This window comes from Microvirga sp. BSC39 (assembly GCF_000739015.1).
Taxonomy (GTDB): Bacteria; Pseudomonadota; Alphaproteobacteria; order Rhizobiales; family Beijerinckiaceae; genus Microvirga.
In genome coordinates this window covers 125,746-143,581 of record NZ_JPUG01000078.1, presented here as the reverse complement: position 1 = coordinate 143,581, position 17,836 = coordinate 125,746, and the positions used below count along the sequence as shown (strand labels likewise).

General features: G+C 66.4%; 18 protein-coding genes. 10 read left to right on the top strand and 8 right to left on the bottom strand.

Annotation, left to right across the window (positions count from 1 at the left end; all coding sequences use genetic code 11):
• Positions 1–5 precede the first annotated feature (5 nt).
• The 4 genes from MA07_RS24740 to MA07_RS24725 all read left to right on the top strand — a co-directional run bounded on the left by MA07_RS24740 (position 6) and on the right by MA07_RS24725 (position 3,396).
• Complete coding sequence (locus tag MA07_RS24740; RefSeq protein WP_036358406.1) at positions 6–980, top strand: ABC transporter permease; 975 nt, start codon at positions 6–8, stop codon at positions 978–980.
• Positions 981–1,049: 69 nt separating this feature from the next.
• Positions 1,050–1,829 carry a YdcF family protein gene (locus MA07_RS24735; RefSeq protein ID WP_081929159.1) on the top strand — a complete coding sequence of 260 codons (780 nt, stop codon included), beginning with the start codon at positions 1,050–1,052 and terminating at the stop codon, positions 1,827–1,829.
• A 70-nt stretch (positions 1,830–1,899) separates the two neighbouring features.
• Positions 1,900–2,667, top strand: a complete 768-nt coding sequence (locus MA07_RS24730) for a lysophospholipid acyltransferase family protein (RefSeq protein WP_036358399.1) — start codon at positions 1,900–1,902, stop codon at positions 2,665–2,667.
• 330 nt (positions 2,668–2,997) lie between these two features.
• Positions 2,998–3,396 carry a hypothetical protein gene (locus MA07_RS24725; protein ID WP_081929158.1) on the top strand — a complete coding sequence of 133 codons (399 nt, stop codon included), beginning with the start codon at positions 2,998–3,000 and terminating at the stop codon, positions 3,394–3,396.
• Here the strand turns inward: MA07_RS24725 and MA07_RS24720 are convergent.
• Complete coding sequence (locus tag MA07_RS24720; RefSeq protein ID WP_036358397.1) at positions 3,384–3,920, bottom strand: gamma-glutamylcyclotransferase; 537 nt, start codon at positions 3,918–3,920, stop codon at positions 3,384–3,386. The two genes, MA07_RS24725 and MA07_RS24720, sit on opposite strands and share 13 nt — an antisense overlap.
• Positions 3,921–3,992: 72 nt before the next feature.
• Between MA07_RS24720 and MA07_RS24715 the strand changes: the two genes are divergently transcribed.
• Positions 3,993–5,045 (top strand): DUF2125 domain-containing protein, encoded by a 1,053-nt coding sequence (locus MA07_RS24715; RefSeq protein WP_036358394.1) that lies wholly within the window; start codon positions 3,993–3,995, stop codon positions 5,043–5,045.
• A 241-nt stretch (positions 5,046–5,286) separates the two neighbouring features.
• Here the strand turns inward: MA07_RS24715 and MA07_RS24710 are convergent, their stop codons facing one another.
• The 3 genes from MA07_RS24710 to MA07_RS24700 are packed head-to-tail and all read right to left on the bottom strand — an operon-like array spanning position 5,287 to position 8,223.
• Positions 5,287–6,237, bottom strand: a complete 951-nt coding sequence (locus tag MA07_RS24710) for a prephenate/arogenate dehydrogenase family protein (protein ID WP_036358391.1) — start codon at positions 6,235–6,237, stop codon at positions 5,287–5,289.
• Entirely contained in the window at positions 6,230–7,336 is a 1,107-nt protein-coding gene (hisC, locus tag MA07_RS24705) for a histidinol-phosphate transaminase (protein WP_036358388.1), read from the bottom strand. The genes MA07_RS24710 and hisC overlap by 8 nt, the downstream gene beginning before the upstream one ends.
• Positions 7,337–7,383: 47 nt before the next feature.
• The gene (locus MA07_RS24700; protein ID WP_036358386.1) at positions 7,384–8,223 is read right to left on the bottom strand and encodes a chorismate mutase; all 840 of its coding nucleotides are present in this window, start codon (positions 8,221–8,223) and stop codon (positions 7,384–7,386) included.
• Positions 8,224–8,848: 625 nt separating this feature from the next.
• Between MA07_RS24700 and MA07_RS24695 the strand changes: the two genes are divergently transcribed.
• Positions 8,849–10,018 (top strand): homoserine O-acetyltransferase, encoded by a 1,170-nt coding sequence (locus MA07_RS24695; RefSeq protein WP_036358385.1) that lies wholly within the window; start codon positions 8,849–8,851, stop codon positions 10,016–10,018.
• Positions 10,015–10,659 carry a methionine biosynthesis protein MetW gene (metW, locus tag MA07_RS24690; protein WP_036358383.1) on the top strand — a complete coding sequence of 215 codons (645 nt, stop codon included), beginning with the start codon at positions 10,015–10,017 and terminating at the stop codon, positions 10,657–10,659. Before MA07_RS24695 ends, metW begins: the two co-directional genes overlap by 4 nt.
• A 163-nt stretch (positions 10,660–10,822) precedes the next feature.
• On the opposite strand, the gene xerD is transcribed toward metW, so the two are convergent.
• Together xerD and MA07_RS24680 are read right to left on the bottom strand one after the other, a co-directional pair.
• Positions 10,823–11,755, bottom strand: a complete 933-nt coding sequence (gene xerD, locus MA07_RS24685; protein WP_036358380.1) for a site-specific tyrosine recombinase XerD — start codon at positions 11,753–11,755, stop codon at positions 10,823–10,825.
• Positions 11,752–11,901: a hypothetical protein gene (locus tag MA07_RS24680; RefSeq protein ID WP_036358377.1), complete on the bottom strand. Its 150-nt coding sequence runs from the start codon at positions 11,899–11,901 to the stop codon at positions 11,752–11,754. The genes xerD and MA07_RS24680 overlap by 4 nt, the downstream gene beginning before the upstream one ends.
• 138 nt (positions 11,902–12,039) lie before the next feature.
• Between MA07_RS24680 and MA07_RS24675 the strand changes: the two genes are divergently transcribed.
• The 3 genes from MA07_RS24675 to MA07_RS24665 are packed head-to-tail and all read left to right on the top strand — an operon-like array spanning position 12,040 to position 15,111.
• On the top strand, positions 12,040–12,672 hold the full coding sequence (locus MA07_RS24675) for a shikimate kinase (RefSeq protein ID WP_081929157.1): 633 nt from the start codon (positions 12,040–12,042) through the stop codon (positions 12,670–12,672).
• Positions 12,669–13,808 carry a 3-dehydroquinate synthase gene (gene aroB, locus MA07_RS24670; RefSeq protein WP_081929156.1) on the top strand — a complete coding sequence of 380 codons (1,140 nt, stop codon included), beginning with the start codon at positions 12,669–12,671 and terminating at the stop codon, positions 13,806–13,808. The genes MA07_RS24675 and aroB overlap by 4 nt, the downstream gene beginning before the upstream one ends.
• 4 nt (positions 13,809–13,812) lie before the next feature.
• Positions 13,813–15,111 carry an HlyC/CorC family transporter gene (locus tag MA07_RS24665; protein WP_036358371.1) on the top strand — a complete coding sequence of 433 codons (1,299 nt, stop codon included), beginning with the start codon at positions 13,813–13,815 and terminating at the stop codon, positions 15,109–15,111.
• A 46-nt stretch (positions 15,112–15,157) separates the two neighbouring features.
• Here MA07_RS24665 and MA07_RS24660 read toward each other — a convergent pair whose 3' ends face one another.
• The gene (locus tag MA07_RS24660) at positions 15,158–16,027 is read right to left on the bottom strand and encodes an alpha/beta hydrolase (protein WP_036358368.1); all 870 of its coding nucleotides are present in this window, start codon (positions 16,025–16,027) and stop codon (positions 15,158–15,160) included.
• On the bottom strand, positions 16,024–17,820 hold the full coding sequence (locus MA07_RS24655; protein WP_036358365.1) for a glucan ABC transporter ATP-binding protein/ permease: 1,797 nt from the start codon (positions 17,818–17,820) through the stop codon (positions 16,024–16,026). Before MA07_RS24655 ends, MA07_RS24660 begins: the two co-directional genes overlap by 4 nt.
• Between the last annotated feature and the right edge of the window lie 16 nt (positions 17,821–17,836).

The window sequence follows — 17,836 nt, the reverse complement described above, 5'->3', positions numbered from 1 at the left end:
GCCGGATGAGCGCTTCCCCGCAACCGCGCCTCAAGAAGGCTGCCGCTCCGGACGGGCAGAAACGCTCCCTGCCCGCCTCGTTGAGCCGGAACGCCCCCCTCGTGCCGGTGGACTCGGCCGGCGGCCAGGCGCTCGCGGCCGTCATCGCAATCCTCACCTTCCTGGCGGCCCTGTGCGCCGGCGGCGCGGAGCTTGTCGCGGCCTCTTCCGCCCAGTGGCGTTCCGAGATTGCCCGCGAGGTCACGATCCAGATCCGTCCCAACGCCCAGCGCTCCATCGACCAGGATGTCGAACGCGCTGTGGCGCTGGCCCGTCAGGCGCCGGGGGTCGAGGCGGCCCAGGCCTTTACCAAGGAGGAATCCGAGCGCCTGCTCGAGCCGTGGCTCGGGACCGGTCTCGACTTCAACGACCTGCCGGTGCCTCGCCTGATCGTGATCAAGATCCGGGAGGGCGCGAAGCCGGATTTCAGCACCTTGCGGCAATTCCTGCAGCGGGACGTGCCGGGGGCGACCCTCGACGACCACGCCCTCTGGGTCTCGCGGCTCTCCACCATGGCCAACACCATCATCGGCGTCGGCGTGTTCCTGGTCAGCCTGGTGCTGGTCGCGGCGGGGCTTGCCGTCATCTTCGCCACCCGGGGCGCCATGGCGAGCAACCGGGAGGTGGTGGACGTGCTCCATTTCGTCGGCGCCAACGACGACTTCATCGCCAAGGAATTCCAGCGCCGCTTCTTCCGGCTCGGGCTGCGCGGAGCGGCCATCGGGGCAGGCGGCGCCATGGTCCTGACCCTGATCCTGGGGCTCGTGACCCGCTCCTGGCGGGCAAGCCCCACGGGGGACCAGATCGAGGCTCTGTTCGGCGCCTTCACGATCAGCTGGCGGGGCTATGCGATTGTGGTGCTGATCGCACTCTTCGTGGCCGTCATCACGGGCATCGTGTCGCGCCTGACCGTGAGACGCTTTCTTAACGAGAATGGTTGATAGTGAGAGTTAACAAGGAAAAAGCGGGCTGCCTCTCCATTGCCGCAATCTCCACTATCCTCGTCCAGAATGACCTCGCGAACGCAGAGTTGGGTTGCGCCGGACGCCATGGACACCACGGAAGCCGTAGGCTGGGGCTGGACGATGCCGGAATCGCCTAGGGTTCCCGCCCGGCGGTCGTGGGCGCGTCGCGTCCTGGGCCTGGGCTTCTGGACCGCGACATGTGCCGCCCTCATCGGCTTTCTGGGCTTTCTCGCTTTCGTCTATAGGCTCGACCGGTCGGAGCAGCGGCCGGAAACCCGGGCCGACGGCATCGTTGCGCTCACCGGCGGTGCCCAGCGCATCGGCGATGCCATCGACCTCCTCGACAAGGGCTATGCCAAGCGCCTCCTGATCTCGGGCGTCAACGAGAACACCAGCCGCGACCAGATCGCCCGGCTCAATCCCGGCCAGCGGCGCCTGTTCGATTGCTGCGTGGATCTCGACTACCGGGCCCGCAACACCATCGGCAATGCCATCGAAACCCGGCGCTGGGCCGAAAAGAACGGCTTCGACACCATCATCGTGGTGACCTCGAACTACCACATGCCCCGCACCCTGGCGGAGCTCGACCACGCCCTGCCGAACCTGCAGAAGATCCCCTACCCGGTTGCGGCGACCATCGACCCGCACGACTGGTGGCACAACCCGGCGGTAGCCCGGGTGATCTTCACCGAATACCTGAAGTTCCTGGCCGTCTGGGTGCGCACCCACCTGGAGGACGATCCGGAGCGCTCCTCGGTGGCCCACCTCATCAGCGGCGGGTCCCCGGTCAAGAAGCAGCTGATCGCGGAACCTCTCTGGCGCTAGACCCCTGGCGAAAACCCTCTATGGTGAGCGCCCCGGAGCCTCTTGCTCCGCTTTTCCGCTTCAAGACGCCATGCTGATCCTCCGCTCACTGCTGTTCAACGTCGCCTTCTACGCCAACCTGATCCTGTGGCTGTTCCTGCTGATCCCGGGCCTCCTGGCGCCGCGCCGGACCTTCATGGAAATGGTCAAGCTCTGGGGCCGCACGTCGATCTGGCTCCTGCGGGTCATTGCCGGCGTCAGGGTCGAGATCACCGGCCGTGAGAAGATCCCGCCGGGCGGGGCGCTGGTGGCGGCCAAGCACCAATCGTTCCTCGAGACCTTCGCCATCGTGACGATCCTCGACGATCCCACCTACATTCTGAAGCGGGAGCTGATGTGGATTCCGATCTTCGGCTGGCATCTGGCCAAGGCTCGCTGCGTCCCGGTGAACCGCAAGGCCGGCACGGTCGCCCTGGTTCAGATGACCCAGCGGGCGAAGGAAGAGGCCCAGCACGGGCGCCAGATCATCATCTTCCCCGAGGGCACCCGCCGCCCGCCGGGGGCGCCGCCGGCCTACAAGTACGGCGTGGCGCATCTTTACCAGAACCTCGGCTTTCCCTGCATTCCGATCGCCCTGAACGCCGGGCTCTACTGGCCGCGCCGCCAGTTCATCCGCCGCCCCGGCACGGTGCGTATCGAGGTGCTCGATCCTATCCCGCCGGACCTGCCGCGCGATGAATTTTTCCAGCGGGTTCAAGCCGAGATCGAGACGGCCTCGAACCGGCTCTACGAAGAGGGTCGGCAGGAGCTCGGCCTCAGTCCTGCGTCGCCGTCCGAAGCATCGCTGTCGAAGGCGTAACAACCACTTCATCTCGTCATGGCCGGCCTTGTGCCGGCCATCTCGTTTTGAAGCGTGCCGCGCCTTTCGAGTCGGGATCACCGGCACAAGGCCGGCCATGACGTGGAGGGTGTCATTCCCGGCGAGCGTCAGCGAGGGAAGGGAATCCATGGCTCAGCGCGTGTGAATGGATCCCCTTCCCGCACTGCGTGCGCCGGGGACGACGAAACCCTTCAAAAACCCGCAAAACCCAAGCCCTGCCAAGCTTTCATCAACCTTGACGACTCACTTGCTCGTTCTTACATATAAGAACATATGGCGAACAAACGAACCATATCCTGGAACGCGGCCATGCGGGATCTCCGCAACGACCGAATGCGGAGGGCTGGTGTGCGCGAGGAAAGGCTACGGGCGACCGCAGGGCTTCGCTCCTCTTCCACCTTGAGTTCCTGGCGCGGCCGTTCGGGCCGGCGCTACATCGTCGGCGTGCATCCTCTCAACGAGGCGGAGCTGCTCGACGTCACCGACGCCGTGATCCTGGCAGTCAAGCGGGACCGGGACGGGACCGGCATGGTGGTTGATGCCGCCATGGCCGCATCCGAGCCGGCCGAGCACACCCGCATGCGCTGGCTCGCCAAAGTGCAGGCATCGGGCGCCACCGAGCTTCACATCCATCGCTTGGCCGAAACGGACGAGGATCGCCGCGCGATCTTCGAGGATCTGCGCGAAGACGAGACTCAGGCCTCCTGATCCAACGCATCCAGGATCTTGTGCAGCAGCGGGTCGACCACGCTCATGCCGATGAGATGATCGTAGGTGTTGCGCACGTAATCCGGGTTGCGCCCGGACACCCCGTTGCCCTGCCGGACATGCTTCAACACGTCCTCGAAGGACAGGCGCCCCGCATATTGCCCGTGATAGCGATCGACCACATAGGCCAGGGCGCGGACCCGGCGGCCATCGGCCAGCCGCACCGGCAGACGGCGCTCCAGATAGACGGCGGTGACCTGCTCGCGCTCGCGCAGGTATTGGATCGTGGCCTGAGCCTCCTCCGGGGCGACTTGGAAGGCCACGCCGTGGCACCGCCCGCCGCGGTCGAGACCGAGCACCAGCCCGGGATGCTCAGGGGTTCCGCGATGGACATGAGAGAAGACGCACAGCGAACGGTGATAGCCGTAGAGATGGGCATGCACGCGCTCGGTATAGGGAAAGCCCGGCCGCCACATGAGCGAGCCGTAGCCGAACACCCATAAATCCTCCGTGAGGTCGTCCATGTCACCCCGCCCGAACCTTGCCAGGTTCGCGCGCTACCAGTTACCAAGCGCCAACACAACAGGAGATCGCGCATGGATCAGGCCGCCCCGACGGGGAATGTTCGCCGCAGTCGCTTCTGGCTCTACACGCCCTTCGTCCTGCTGCTTCTGCTGGCCATCGCCTGGAGCGTCGCCTGGTTCGTGATCCGCAACCGCACCGCGGAGGCGCTGGACGGCTGGCTCGCCGCGGAAGCGCGCGCGGGTCGGGAATGGACCTGCGCGGACCGCAGCATTGTGGGCTATCCGTTCCGCATCGAGGTGATCTGCAACGCGCTCGACTTCAAGCGCGGTGCCGTGACGGCCTCCTTCGGTCGCACCGAGGCGGTGGCGCAGGTCTATCAGCCCCGCCGAATCATCACAGAGGTAGCCGGTCCCCTGAAGGTTACGGACGGAACCGTGACGGTGCAGGGCAGCTGGGATCTGCTGCAGGCCAGCGTCAATGCCTCGCAGACCGGATTGCAGCGCGTGTCCATTGCCGCCAATGCCCCGAAGGTGACCGTCACCGGCCTGCCGGCCGGCGAAGTGACCGGATCCGGCAAGCGTCTGGAGCTCCATGTCCGGCCCAATCCTTCGCGGGCGGCCGAACAGGCGCGCGACGTGGCGGCCTCCGTGACGGAGGCGCGCATTCCCCTTCTCGATGCTTTTATCGGCGGTGCCGAACCGACGAACCTCAACGCGGACGTCACGGTCACGCAAGCCGATGGTTTCAAGGGCGGCACCATTGCGGACGAGATGGAGCTGTGGCGGAAAGCCGGCGGCAAGCTCGACATCCTGATGCTCTCAGCCACCAAGGGCACGCGCCAGATCGAGACCAAGGGCGAGCTGCGCCTCGACGAGCAGCACCGGCCGGCGGGTCAGATCAACGTGGCGGCTGCAGGCCTCGACGGTCTTCTCGGCAATCTGACGGGCGGGCGGCTCGGCGGCAATCTGTTGGGCATGCTGCTGGGACAGAATCCGCGCGCCAATGCGGCTCAGCCGAACGCCAAGCCGCAGCTCGCCTCCCTGCCGCCGTTGCGGCTTGAAAACGGCTTTCTCGCCATGGGGCCGTTCGTGATCCCGAACGTGAGGCTGCTGCCGCTTTACTGAGGGCTTTTCCGCCGCGCCATCACCGGCCTTGTGCCGGTGATCTCGATGCGAGGGGTGAACCCACTGTCATTCCGGGGCGGCTCGTAAGAGACGAGCCCGGAATCCATAACCGCTAACGTTACAGAAAGAGGCGCGACGCCGATCGCTCTGTTTTGAAGCGTCGTGGTTATGGATTCCGGGCTCTCGCTGCGCTCGCCCCGGAATGACAGCGGAGATGTCGTCTACCAACAAAGGTGCCGCCTTAGGCCTTGTCCTCACGCCTCCGGCCGAAATCCGGCTCCGGGGTTTCCTGGCCTGACGAGATGATGCCGCGGCGGATGGCGCGGGTGCGGGTGAAGAGATCGAAGAGCTTGTCGCCCTCGCCCCAGCGGATGGCGCGGGCGAGCAGGGCGATGTCTTCGTTGAGGCGTCCCAGCATCTCCAGCACGGCCTCGCGGTTGTGCAGGAAGACGTCGCGCCACATGGTCGGGTCGGAGGCCGCGATGCGGGTGAAATCGCGGAAGCCGCCGGCCGAGAACTTGATCACCTCGCCCTGCGTGACCGTCTCCAGATCCGCCGCCGTGCCGACGATGTTGTAGGCGATCAGATGCGGCACGTGGCTGGTGATGGCGAGCACAAGGTCATGATGCTGCGCGCTCATGACCTCCACGTTGGAGCCCATGGCCTCCCAGAAGGCGCGCACGCGCTCGACCGCCACCTCGTCCGTGCCCTCGGGCGGGGTGAGGATGCACCAGCGATTGTGGAAGAGCGTCGAGAAACCCGCGTCAGGCCCCGAATGCTCCGTACCGGCCACCGGATGGGCCGGCACGAAATGCACGCCGTCCGGCAGGTGCGGCTGCACCTGCGCCACCACGGACGCCTTCACCGACCCCACATCCGATACGATGCAGCCGGGCTTCAATCCCGACCACATGGCTTCCGCCACCTTGCCGCAGACGCCGACCGGCACGCAAAGGATCACGAGATCCGCATCCCGCACGCCGGCCGCCACGTCGGTGGTCGCCTCGTCGGCGATGCCGAGCTCCCGCACCCGCGCCACCACGGCTTCGCTCGCATCGACCGCAACGATGGTGCGGGCGAGATTGAGATGCCGGGCCGCGCGGGCAATCGACGAGCCGATCAGCCCAAGGCCGACGAGGGCGACGCGCTCGACGAGCGGCGTATCGCGCGGGGGGCCGAGACGCTCAGGCATTCTTGCCACCGAGAAAATCGCGCAACGCCGCCACGACGAGGCCGTTCGCCTCCTCGCTGCCGACGGTCAGGCGCAAGGCATCGGGTAGGCCATAGGCCTCGACCTGGCGCAGGATGAGACCGCGTGAGGAGAGGAAGCTATCGGCCTCCTTCGCCGTCCGGCCGGCTTCCTGCGGGAAATGGACGAGCAGGAAATTGCCGACGCTCGGCGTCACCTTCAGGCCGAGCGCCTCGATCTCGCGGGTGAGCCAAGCAAGCCAGCGCTCGTTGTGCTCGATGGCCTTTGCGATATGCGCCTCGTCCTGGATCGCCGCGATGCCGGCGGCGATTGCCGGGCCGCTCACGTTGAACGGGCCGCGGATGCGGTTGATCGCATCCGCGATGTGGGGAGGCGCCACCATCCAGCCGAGACGCAGATTGGCAAGTCCGTAGATCTTCGAGAAGGTGCGGGTCATCACCACGTTCTCGGAGGTGGCGACCAACTCCAAGCCCGCCTCGTAATCGTTGCGGCGCACGTATTCCGCATAAGCCGCGTCGAGCACCAGCAGCACATGCGGCGGCAGCCCTGCATGCAGGCGCTTGACCTCGTCGAAGGGAATGTAGGTGCCGGTCGGGTTGTTGGGGTTGGCGAGGAAAACGATCTTGGTCCGGTCCGTCACCTTCTTGAGGATCGCGTCGACGTCGGTGCGCAGATCCTTCTCCGGCGCCACCACCGGCGTGCCGCCGGCAGCCTGGATCGCGATGCGGTAGACGAGGAAGCCGTGCTCGGTGAAGATGCCCTCGTCGCCCGGGCCTACATAGGCGTTCGTGATCAGCGACAGCAATTCGTCAGAGCCTGTGCCGCAGACGATGCGGTTCGGATCGAGCCCGTAGCGGGCCGCAATCGCCTCGCGTAGTTTGGTGGCGGCGCCGTCCGGGTAAAGCTCGAGATGATCGAAAGTCCGGATCGCTTCCATGGCCTTCGGTGAGGGGCCGAGCGGCGTCTCGTTCGAGGAGAGCTTATGGATCTTGGCAACCCCTGCGGCCTTGCTCTTGCCGGGCACATAGGCGTCGATCTGCATCACGCCGGGACGGGGTTGGGGACGAACGGACATATTCATTTCCTAAGGATCGATCAAACGGGACAGGCTCTAGCGCAGGTCGGGGTTCATTTCACGTGGAAACGTTCGGAATGGCTGCCGACCTCGGCCAGTTGGGCGAGGCTGGCGCCTGCCTTGGTCAGGGTCTCGTGCAGCTGCGCCGGCTCGACGGCGCCGGGAACGGCAATGAGTTCCGACAGGCCATGGGCATCGGCGGCGCTCGCCACCACCTCGCCGCCGAGGCGGACGAGCGCCTCGTTGGCGCCCCGGTGCCAGCGCTCGAACTGGGCGGCATAGAGCACCACGTCACGCACGGCGGCGTCCACCAGGGGTTTCGAGATCACGAAGACCGGGGTGCCGGCCGGATGGTCGGGCCGCTCGATGAAGGGCAGGCGGGCGATGACCTTCGGGCGCTCCCGGTCGGCCAGCGTGCGCCACCAGGCGCCGCTCGTCGCCCCCTGGTCGAGGCGGAAGATGCCGAGATCGCCCCCGGAGGAGGCCACCGCCTCGATCACCGCCGCAGCGCTGGGATGGGTCACATACGGCACCGTGAAGCCGAAATGGAACCGGGCCGAGTCCCGCATGGGCGCGTCGCCCCCGGACACGTCAGCATGAACGGAATAGTTCGACTGCACATAGGTGAAGGTGCCGATGATCACCCGCCAGATGCTCTCCACCGTGTCGAGCGGCAGCAGGCCCTCGTGGCGCTCGGCCAGGGCCTTCATCATCGAGGCCTCGCGGCCCGGGCGGAAAGCCGAGGCAATGCCCGTCTTCGAGGCCTTCTTGGAGGCGATCAGCCGGTCGATGATGGTGCCGCGCTCCATGAGCAGCCGGTGCATCGCCTCGTCGAGGCGGTCGATCTCCTGGCGGAGTTCGGCAAGGGCAGGCGCGGGCTTCTCGGCGGACATGGGCGGAATCCTCAGGGAGAGGCTCTTCTTTGACGGCTTTGGCCGGGCTTGTCATCTCCGATTGCGCAATGGGTTTGAGCCAGCACCTTGGGGCCCGCAGCTTGCGCTGCGAGCCTGAAGGTCAGTCGAGGGTGGTGCGTTGGGCAGCCCGGCTCGATGCTATGGTGTGGAAGGTGAGAGCCAGACTGCTCGTCACGCGCGGTTTGTTTCAGCGGACCTGGATCGTGCCAGGATCGGCCACCCGCGATCGCAGGCTTGCGAGACCTGCGGCGGGACCGCTCCTCACCCCGCATCTGCGACGCCTCGCGAGCGCGCCCCTCGTCGGGCGAGGATGTCCATAGCTATAGCCCAGCTTAGAGCAATAGTCAAGAACAAAATAAGAACACGAACTCGTCTTCCCTCTCCCCTTCAGCGGGAGAGGGTGGCCTGCGTAGCAGGTCGGGAGAGGGGTCGCGCTCAGCCGGACTGCCCCTCTCCCGGCTCACTTGCGTTCGCCACCCTCCCCCGCAAAGGGGGGAGGGTTCGCGCGCCTCATCGGGAACGACGGGAGAGGCGTTATGTTCGTTGACGCAACTGCCGCCCCGCAGTACCGGTTGTTCGAAAGAACGAACGTTTCCGCTGAAATATGTCCTTTGCCCCCCTTGTCTCCGAACCGCGAAACCAGGTCGACGATCCGTCGAGCCTGGTCATGCGCTTTGGCCCGGACGAGCCCCTGATGATGGATGCCGGGATCGCGCTCGCGCCCTGGCAGATCGCCTACCAGACCTACGGCACGCTGAACGCCGAGAAGTCCAACGCGGTCCTGATCTGCCACGCGCTCACCGGCGACCAGCATGTGGCGAACGACAACCCGGTGACGGGCAAGCCCGGCTGGTGGCTGACCATGGTGGGACCGGGCCGGCCGGTGGACACCAACCGGTTCTTCGTGATCTGCGCCAACGTGATCGGCGGCTGCATGGGCACCACGGGCCCGGCCTCGATCAATCCGGCCACGGGCCAGCCCTACGCGGTCGATTTCCCGGTCGTGACGATTCCCGACATGGTGCGCGCGCAAGCCGCGCTGATCGACCGGCTCGGCATCGAGAAGCTGTTCTGCGTGGTCGGCGGCTCCATGGGCGGCATGCAGGTGCTGCAATGGGCCGTGAGCTATCCGGACCGGGTATTTGCCGCGTTGCCCATCGCCACCGCGGCCCGTCACTCGGCCCAGAACATCGCCTTCCACGAGGTCGGCCGCCAGGCCGTCATGGCCGATCCCGAATGGCGCGCCGGACGCTACCTGAACGAGGGGACGCGCCCCTCCAAGGGGCTGGCGGTCGCCCGCATGGGCGCGCATATCACCTATCTGTCCGAGGTCGCCCTGCACCGGAAGTTCGGGCGCAACTTCCAGGACCGGGCCGCCCCCACCTTCTCCTTCGATGCAGATTTCCAGATCGAGAGCTACCTGCGCTACCAGGGCATCGCCTTCGTGGAGCGGTTCGACGCCAATTCCTATCTCTACGTGACGCGGGCGATGGATTATTTCGACATCGCGGCCGAGCATGGCGGCTCGCTGGCCAACGCCTTCAAGGGCACTCCCACGCGCTTCTGCGTGATCTCGTTCACCTCCGACTGGCTGTTCCCCACCTCCGACTCGCGCGCCATCGTCCACGCACTCAATGCGGCGGCGGCGTCCGTCGCTTTCGTGGAGGTGGAGAGCGACAAGGGGCACGACGCCTTCCTGCTCGAGGAGCCCGAGATGTTCGCGGCCGCCCGCGGCTTCATCGATGCGGCCGCGCGGGTGCGGGGGATCGCATGAATCTGCCGACGACCCTGCCCCTCACCGACACGGAAAGCGGCCACCGCCTCGACTTCCTGCTGGTCGCCGACATGGTGGAGCCCGGCTCCCGCGTGCTCGATGTCGGCTGCGGCGACGGGGCGCTGCTCTCGCTCCTGCGCGACCGCAGGGGCGTCGACGGGCGCGGCATCGAGATTTCGCGGGAGGGCGTGAATGCCTGCCTCGCCAAGGGACTGCCGGTGATCCAAGGCGACGCCGACACGGACCTCGCCGATTATCCGGACGATGCCTTCGATTACGTGATCCTCTCGCAGACGATCCAGGCCACGCGCCAGCCCCGGGTGGTGCTGGAGCATCTGCTGCGCATCGGGCGCCGGGCCATCGTGTCCTTCCCGAATTTCGGCCATTGGCGGGTGCGCGTCGATCTCGGCTTGCGGGGCCGGATGCCCATGACCGAGAACCTGCCCTATTCCTGGTACGACACCCCCAACATCCATTTCTGCACCATCCGCGACTTCGTGGAGCTGTGCCGCGAGGTCGGCGCCCAGATGGAAAAGGCTGTGGCGCTCAATGCCGGCGGCCAGCCCATGCGCGTCACCCTGCCCTGGTGGGTGTGGAACCTGTTCGGCGACCAGGGGGTGTTTCTGCTGAAGCGGCGGTAACGTTCCAAGCACTGTCATTCCGGGGCGAGCGTAGCGAGAGCCCGGAATCCATAACCGCTAACGGTGCAAACAGAGGCGCAACGCTAATCGCGCTTTCCGGCAACCTCGTGTTTATGGATTCCGGGCTCCGCTATGCGGCCCCGGAATGACAGTGGGAGCAAGCTTACTCCCCGCCCTCCGCCAGCGGGTGCAGATCCCGCACCATGCTCTTGAGGCGCTCGTCCAGCACGTGGGTGTAGATCTGCGTTGTCGAGATGTCGGAATGGCCCAGCAATTCCTGCACCACGCGCAGGTCGGCGCCGTTCTGGAGCAGGTGGCTGGCGAACGCGTGGCGGAGCACGTGGGGGCTGACCTTGTCGGCGCGAAGGCCGGCCGCGCCGGCCACCGCCTTCAGGTCGCGGGCGAAGGCCTGGCGGGTCAGGTGGCCGCTTTCGCTGTCGGCCGGGAACAGCCAGGGGCCTTTGGCCTTCTTCTGCTCCTCCAGCAGGGCGAGATAGGTTCGCGCCGCCTCGCGGGCCGCGTCGGTGAGCGGCACCAGCCGCTCCTTGGCGCCCTTGCCTCGCACCACGAGAAAACGGTCGCGGGTCTTGGCGGCACTTTTCGGCAGGGCCATCAGCTCGGACACGCGCAGGCCCGTGGCATAGAGAAGCTCCAGCAGGCAGGTCATGCGCGCGGCCCGCAGGCGCTCAGGCTGCGTGGCCTGGGGATGGGTAATCCCCTCGGAGGCCACCTGCAGCAGGCGGTCGACCTCGGCGACGGACAGCACCTTGGGCAGCGCCCTGCCCCGCTTGGGCGCCGACACGGTGGCCGTCGGGTCGGCCGGGGCAAAGCCCTCCACGTAGAGGAACTTGTGGAACTGGCGCACGGCCGAGAGCCGGCGGGCGGCGGAGGACGCCTTCAGGCCCCGCTCTTCCAGGCTCGCCATGAAGCCCCGGACCGTGGTGGAGGTGGCGCTGTCGGGCTGGGCGCCTGCCTCGGCGAGGAAGCTCAGGTAATCGTCGAGGTCGCGCCGATAGGCATCGAGCGTGTTCTTGGAGGCGCCGCGCTCGGCGGCAAGCATGTCGAGGAAGAGGCTGGCCTGGCGGGCGCCGCTCATGAAGAGGAAGGCGGACGGCTGGTCTGGACCGGAACGCTGATCTCGCGCGGGTCGGGATCGACAAGGGTCGCCAAGGCGAACATGGCGGCAAAGCCAAGGCCTGCGAGAATGGCGACGACGAGGAGAAACCGAAAGAGCGTGGGCACCTGAGCCTCTTGAACCGTTAACCCGCTAGAACCATGCCAAGGCCCGGAAGGCAACCCCCTGTGTTCGGTTAAGTTTCGGAGGGCCGGAAGGTAACACCCTTGTGACAGGCCGACGCGCCCATGCTAGGACATGGAGCCATGAACAAAATCAGCCGCTTCAACTCGCTCGATGAAGCAGGCGGGCAAAACCAGGCAAGCCAGCGCGGCCATCCCATCAGCCGCCTGCTCGGCACGCGATCGCTTGTGCTCGTCGGCCTCATGGGCGCCGGAAAGAGCACCGTGGGCCGCAGGCTCGCGCAGGCGCTCAAGCTGCCTTTCCGTGACGCCGATCACGAGATCGAGGCCGCGGCCGGCATGACGATCCCCGAAATCTTCGCCGTTCACGGCGAGGAGCACTTTCGCGACGGCGAGCGCCGCGTGATCGCCCGCCTCCTGCAGGAGGGCCCCATCGTGCTGGCCACGGGCGGCGGCGCCTTCATGAACGAGGAGACCCGCGGGCGGATCGCCGAGCAGGGCATCTCGATCTGGCTCAAGGCCGATCTCGACGTTCTCATGCGCCGGGTGCGCAAGCGCTCGACCCGCCCCCTGCTGCAGAACCCGGATCCCGAGGGCACCATGCGCCGCCTCATGGACCTGCGCTACCCGGTCTATGCCACGGCCGACGTCACGATCGATTCCCACGAGGCTCCGCACGACAAGGTGGTTGCCGAACTCATCAAGGCCCTGCGCCATTGGTTCGAGCACGAACAGCAGGAGAGCGCCCGGACATGACGCTGTCATCCGCCAGGATGGACAACCCGTCCTTCATCACGGTGCCGGTGCCCCTCGGCGACAGGGCCTACGACATCCTGGTCGGGCGCGGCCTGATCGAGTCCGCCGGCGCACGCATTGCGGCCTTGGGCGCGCGCGCCGCCGCCATCGTGACGGACGACCATGTGGGCCCGCTCTATGCCGCCGCCCTGGCGGCTTCCCTTGAGGCTCAAGGGTTGCGCGTCTCCGTGACCACCCTGCCCCCCGGCGAGGCCACCAAATCCTATGCCAGCCTGGAGCGGGTCTGCGATGCGGTGCTGGCGGCAAAAATCGAGCGCGGCGATCTCGTCGTGGCGCTGGGCGGCGGCGTGATCGGAGACCTCGCAGGCTTTGCCGCGGCCGTGGTGCGCCGGGGCGTGCGCTTCGTGCAGGTGCCCACCAGCCTGCTCTCCCAGGTCGATTCCTCGGTGGGCGGCAAGACCGGCATCAACTCGCGTCACGGCAAGAATCTCGTCGGCGCCTTCCACCAGCCGAGCCTCGTGCTCGCCGACACGGCGCTGCTCGACACACTGCCGTTGCGTGAAATGCGCGCCGGCTATGCCGAGGTGGTGAAGTACGGCCTCATCGACGACGCGCGCTTCTTCGCCTGGTGCGAGGCGAACTGGCGTGGCGTCTTTGCCGGTGACCACGCGCGCGACGAGGCCGTGGCTCAGAGCTGCCGCGCCAAGGCGGCTGTCGTGGTGCGCGACGAGCACGAGAACGGCGACCGGGCTCTGCTCAATCTCGGCCATACCTTCGGCCACGCGCTCGAGAAGATCACGGCCTACGATTCCACACGCCTCGTGCACGGCGAGGGCGTCGCCATCGGGTTGGCGCTCGCCTTCCGCTTCTCCGCGTCCCTTGGGCTCAGCCCACAGGCGGACGCGGAGCGCGTCGAGGCTCATCTGAAAGCCGCTGGGCTCCCCACGCGCCTGTCCCAGGTTCCGGGAAGCTGCGGCACGGTCGACGAGCTGCTCGACGCCATGGCTCAGGACAAGAAGGTCAAGGGCGGCGCTCTGACCTTCATCCTGGCCCGGGGCATCGGCCGGAGCTTCATCGCGCCGGGCATCGCGGCCGACGAGGTTCGCACGTTCCTTGCAGGTGAGATCAGCGCATAAGGTCATGGTCGAAGAATCATCCGGCAATCTTTGGCTTGCAGCGGCGGTCGTCGTTTTCTGCCTTCTGCTCTCGGCCTTCTTCTCGGCGAGCGAGACGGCCTTCACGGCCGCCTCCCGCTCCCGCATGCTCGTGCTGGAGAGGGGCGGCGACAGGCGTGCCAAGCTGGTGAACCGCCTGCTCGAAATGCGCGAGCGCTTCATCGGCACGGTGCTGATCGGCAACAACATCGTCAATATCGGCGTCTCGGCCTTCGCCACGAGCGTGCTGGTGGCGATCTTCGGCGACGAGGGCGCGATCTATGCCACGGTGATCATGTCGATCCTGGTGATCGTGTTCGCCGAGGTGCTGCCGAAGACCATCGCCATTTCCTTCTCGGACCAGGCGTCCCTGTTCCTCTCGCGGCCCATGTCCTGGGTCGTGGCGCTCTTAGGGCCCCTGGCCATCGCCATCGAGCGCATGGTGCGCCTCATGCTGCGCCCCTTCGGCATCCGGATCGGCGAGAACACGCCGATCCTTTCCGCCAGCGAGGAGATCCGCGGCCAGGTGGCCCTGCTGCACAAGGAGGGCGGCGTCGCCAAGGCCGACCGCGACATGCTTGGCGGCCTGCTCGACCTCAAGGACCTGAGCGTCTCGGAGGTCATGGTCCACCGCACCAAGATGCGCACGATCAACGCGGATCTGTCGTCGGAAGAGATCGTGCGCGAGGTTCTCTCCTCGCCCTATACGCGCATGCCCCTGTGGCGCGAAAGCCAGGAGAACATCGTCGGCTTGCTCCACGCCAAGGACCTGCTGCGCGCGCTCGATGCGGTGGGCGGCGATGCGAGCAAGCTGAAGGTGGAGGCGATTGCGCTGGAGACCTGGTTCGTGCCCGACACCACGTCGCTTCGCGATCAGCTCAAGGCCTTTCTCGCCAAGAAGACGCACTTCGCCCTGGTGGTCGACGAGTACGGCGAGGTGATGGGCCTCATCACCCTCGAGGACATCCTCGAGGAGATCGTCGGCGACATCAAGGACGAGCACGATCTCTCCGTGCAGGGCGTGCGGCCTCAGCCCAACGGCTCGGTGAACGTGGACGGGGGCGTGCCGATCCGCGACCTCAACCGCGCCATGGACTGGAACCTGCCGGACGAGGAGGCCACCACCATCGCGGGCCTCATCATCCATGAGGCGCAGGCCATTCCCGACACGGGCCAGATCTTCACCTTCCACGGCTTCCGCTTTCAGGTGCTCCGAAAGTCCCGCAACCGGATCATGGCGGTGAGGATCACGCCGCTGTCGCTGGTGCGGCCAAGGGCCGAGTGAGTGTTGGAACTTCGACGGTTGGCTCTACGCTTCTTCCGTCGGCACACTAGACTTTCAGGAACTCCACCAGCGCCGCGTTGACCGCCTCCGGCTCCTCATGCTGGACCCAGTGGGTGGCGCTCTCGATCCAGCGGATGCTGCCTTTCTCGCACAAGGCAAGGCTCGCCTCCGCAAGCCCCTTCTCCAGGAACTGGTCCTTGCTGCCCCAGATCACCAGGGTGGGGGCGCGCACCGTCGCATCCTTCATGCTGGGCTTGAACGGCAGGGCGCGATACCAGTTCAGCATCGCGGTGAGCGCACCGGGCTGCGACCACATCTTCTCGTAAACAGCGATGTCGTCGTCCGAGAACGTGCCGGGGCGGCTCGTGCGTTGGAGCGCATCCTTGAGACTGCGGTGGCCGTTGGCCGAGAGCATGGTTTCAGGCAGGAGCGGGATCTGGAAGAAGCCTACATAGAGGCTTCGCACCATCTGGCTCGGATGCGAGCGCATGTAAGCGCCGGCGACGTTCGGATGGGGTGCGTTGAGGATGCCGAGGCTCTTCACGCGATCCGGGTAGCGCGAGGCCGTCCACCAGGCCACGAGCCCGCCCCAGTCATGGCCGACGATGGAGAACGTCTGCCGCCCCAGAGCATCGGCCAGGCCGACGACGTCCTTGGCCAGAATGTCGAGATCGTAGGCCCGCCGGCCCTCCGGCTTGTCGCTGAGATTGTAGCCGCGCTGGTCGGGCACGAGCACGCGAAAGCCTGCGTCAGTCAGCGGGCCGATCTGATAGCGCCAGCCCCACCAGAATTCAGGGAAGCCGTGCAGGAGGATGATGAGATGGCCGTCCTCCGGCCCCGCCTCGACGCCGTGAAGCGTGATGCCGTTGGTGCGGGTGCGATGGCCGGGCGTGCTGGGATCGAAGGTTTGACTCATGCGTGTGCCGACACCTTTGCTGGCCGCTTCGGTGGATCGTCTGAGGCCATGAACTGCGCCCTGGCCAGTTCCGCGAAGCGGCCGCCTGTCGCGACAAGCTCGTCGAAGGTGCCGCTTTCGATGACGCGGCCTTGATCGAACACAAGGATGCGATTGGCGTTGCGGATCGTGGCGAGGCGGTGGGCAATGACGAAGGTCGTGCGGCCCTTCATCACCTCATCGAGGGCCATCTGCAGCTTGCGTTCCGTGGCGGCGTCGAGGGCGCTCGTGGCCTCGTCGAGAATGAGGATGGGCGGGTTCTTCAAAAGCGCGCGGGCAATCGACAGGCGCTGGCGTTCCCCGCCGGACAGAGAGCGCCCGCGCTCGCCGATCACCGTGTCGAGGCCGTCCGTCTGTCGTGCAATGAACTCGATGGCCTGCGCCCGCTCCAGGGCCTCGATCATCTCCGCGTCCGTCGCATCAGGCCGGCCGACCTGCAGGTTTTCGCGGATGGTGCGGGCAAACAGCATCGGCTCCTGGAACACAACGCCGATGTTGCGGCGAAGCGACGACAGGGTGACGTCGCGGATGTCGAGCCCGTCGATGCGGATGCAGCCCGATTGCGGATCGAAGGCGCGATGCAGGAGCCCCAGCGTGGTCGACTTGCCCGAACCGGTGGCGCCCACCAGGGCGACGTTCTCTCCTTCATGAACGGTGAAGGAGACGTCCTGCACGGCGGAGCGCTTGCCGTCATAGGAGAAGCTGACATTGTCGAAGACCACGTCGCCCCGGTAGCGCTCCACGTTCCTGGCGTTGGGGCGGTCGCGCACGGCCGGTGTGGTGTCAAGGATCTCGAAGAACTCCTGCAGCTTCGGCGCCTGCATGAAGAGCTGGTTGATGAAGCTCACGGCCTGCTCGAGCCGCCCGATCAGCATGGTGGCCATGCTCATGAACATGACGATCTCGCCGATGGTGGCGAGCCCGTTCAGGTGCAGCCATGTGCCGAGCAGGAAGATCGCCGTGACCGTGATGGTGGCCGACGCCCGCGACGCGACTGCGGCTAGCGCCCACCAGGACAGAACCGGGTTCTGGGCCTGGAGCAACTGATGGATGATTGTCCTAAGCGAGCGCGTCTCGGCCTCGACGCGGGTGAAGGATTGGATCACCGGCACGTTGCCGAGCGCATCCGAGGCATGCTCCGCGAGGTTTGAGTGGTAGCGCTCGACGGAACCCTGCAGGGTCTCGGTCTTGCGCAGGACAATGGCGGTGAGCACCGCGAACACGGCGACGAGCGCAACCAGCAGAAGCCCGAGGCGCCAGTTCAGGAACACCGTGAGCGGCAACAGCAGGACAAGGGCGATTAGGGCCGACATGTGCTCGCGGAAGAAGCCGAGCCACAGCCATGACATGCTGCCCGATCCTTCCAGCATCACCTTCAGGACGCGGCCCGAATGGGTGGAGGTGTGGAAGGCGAGCGGCAATTCGAGCACGTGCTCGAAGTAATTGGCCACCACGGCCAGGCGCCGGCGATGGGCGAGCCGGTCGGCGTGCAGCGCCACGAGGGCGCCGGCCCCGATGGAGAACATGCCGAAGGCCACCCAGGCGAGGATGAGCGGCGTCAGGACCCCGAAAGTCACGGGCGGCGTATCAGGCAGCTGACCGCGGGTGAGCACGTCGATGATGCGGCCGAACAGGATGGGCTCCGCAAAGGCCGAGATCGCCAGCGCCACATTGGCCAGCGCGAGCAGGGCGCCGACCCGGAGATCGGACCCGAGCTGGCCGAGAACACGAAGATAGAGCCTGATCAGCCGCATGGGGCTTTGCCTGAAA

Excerpts from the sequence above, each read along its gene's own strand:
- MA07_RS24740 (WP_036358406.1), top strand. The coding sequence starts at position 6 with ATGAGCGCTTCCCCGCAACCGCGCCTCAAGAAGGCTGCCGCTCCGGAC.
- MA07_RS24735 (WP_081929159.1), top strand. The coding sequence starts at position 1,050 with ATGACCTCGCGAACGCAGAGTTGGGTTGCGCCGGACGCCATGGACACC.
- MA07_RS24730 (WP_036358399.1), top strand. The coding sequence starts at position 1,900 with ATGCTGATCCTCCGCTCACTGCTGTTCAACGTCGCCTTCTACGCCAAC.
- MA07_RS24725 (WP_081929158.1), top strand. The coding sequence starts at position 2,998 with ATGCGGGATCTCCGCAACGACCGAATGCGGAGGGCTGGTGTGCGCGAG.
- MA07_RS24720 (WP_036358397.1), bottom strand. The coding sequence starts at position 3,920 with ATGGACGACCTCACGGAGGATTTATGGGTGTTCGGCTACGGCTCGCTC.
- MA07_RS24715 (WP_036358394.1), top strand. The coding sequence starts at position 3,993 with ATGGATCAGGCCGCCCCGACGGGGAATGTTCGCCGCAGTCGCTTCTGG.
- MA07_RS24710 (WP_036358391.1), bottom strand. The coding sequence starts at position 6,237 with ATGCCTGAGCGTCTCGGCCCCCCGCGCGATACGCCGCTCGTCGAGCGC.
- hisC (WP_036358388.1), bottom strand. The coding sequence starts at position 7,336 with ATGAATATGTCCGTTCGTCCCCAACCCCGTCCCGGCGTGATGCAGATC.
- MA07_RS24700 (WP_036358386.1), bottom strand. The coding sequence starts at position 8,223 with ATGTCCGCCGAGAAGCCCGCGCCTGCCCTTGCCGAACTCCGCCAGGAG.
- MA07_RS24695 (WP_036358385.1), top strand. The coding sequence starts at position 8,849 with ATGTCCTTTGCCCCCCTTGTCTCCGAACCGCGAAACCAGGTCGACGAT.
- metW (WP_036358383.1), top strand. The coding sequence starts at position 10,015 with ATGAATCTGCCGACGACCCTGCCCCTCACCGACACGGAAAGCGGCCAC.
- xerD (WP_036358380.1), bottom strand. The coding sequence starts at position 11,755 with ATGAGCGGCGCCCGCCAGGCCAGCCTCTTCCTCGACATGCTTGCCGCC.
- MA07_RS24675 (WP_081929157.1), top strand. The coding sequence starts at position 12,040 with ATGAACAAAATCAGCCGCTTCAACTCGCTCGATGAAGCAGGCGGGCAA.
- aroB (WP_081929156.1), top strand. The coding sequence starts at position 12,669 with ATGACGCTGTCATCCGCCAGGATGGACAACCCGTCCTTCATCACGGTG.
- MA07_RS24665 (WP_036358371.1), top strand. The coding sequence starts at position 13,813 with ATGGTCGAAGAATCATCCGGCAATCTTTGGCTTGCAGCGGCGGTCGTC.
- MA07_RS24660 (WP_036358368.1), bottom strand. The coding sequence starts at position 16,027 with ATGAGTCAAACCTTCGATCCCAGCACGCCCGGCCATCGCACCCGCACC.
- MA07_RS24655 (WP_036358365.1), bottom strand. The coding sequence starts at position 17,820 with ATGCGGCTGATCAGGCTCTATCTTCGTGTTCTCGGCCAGCTCGGGTCC.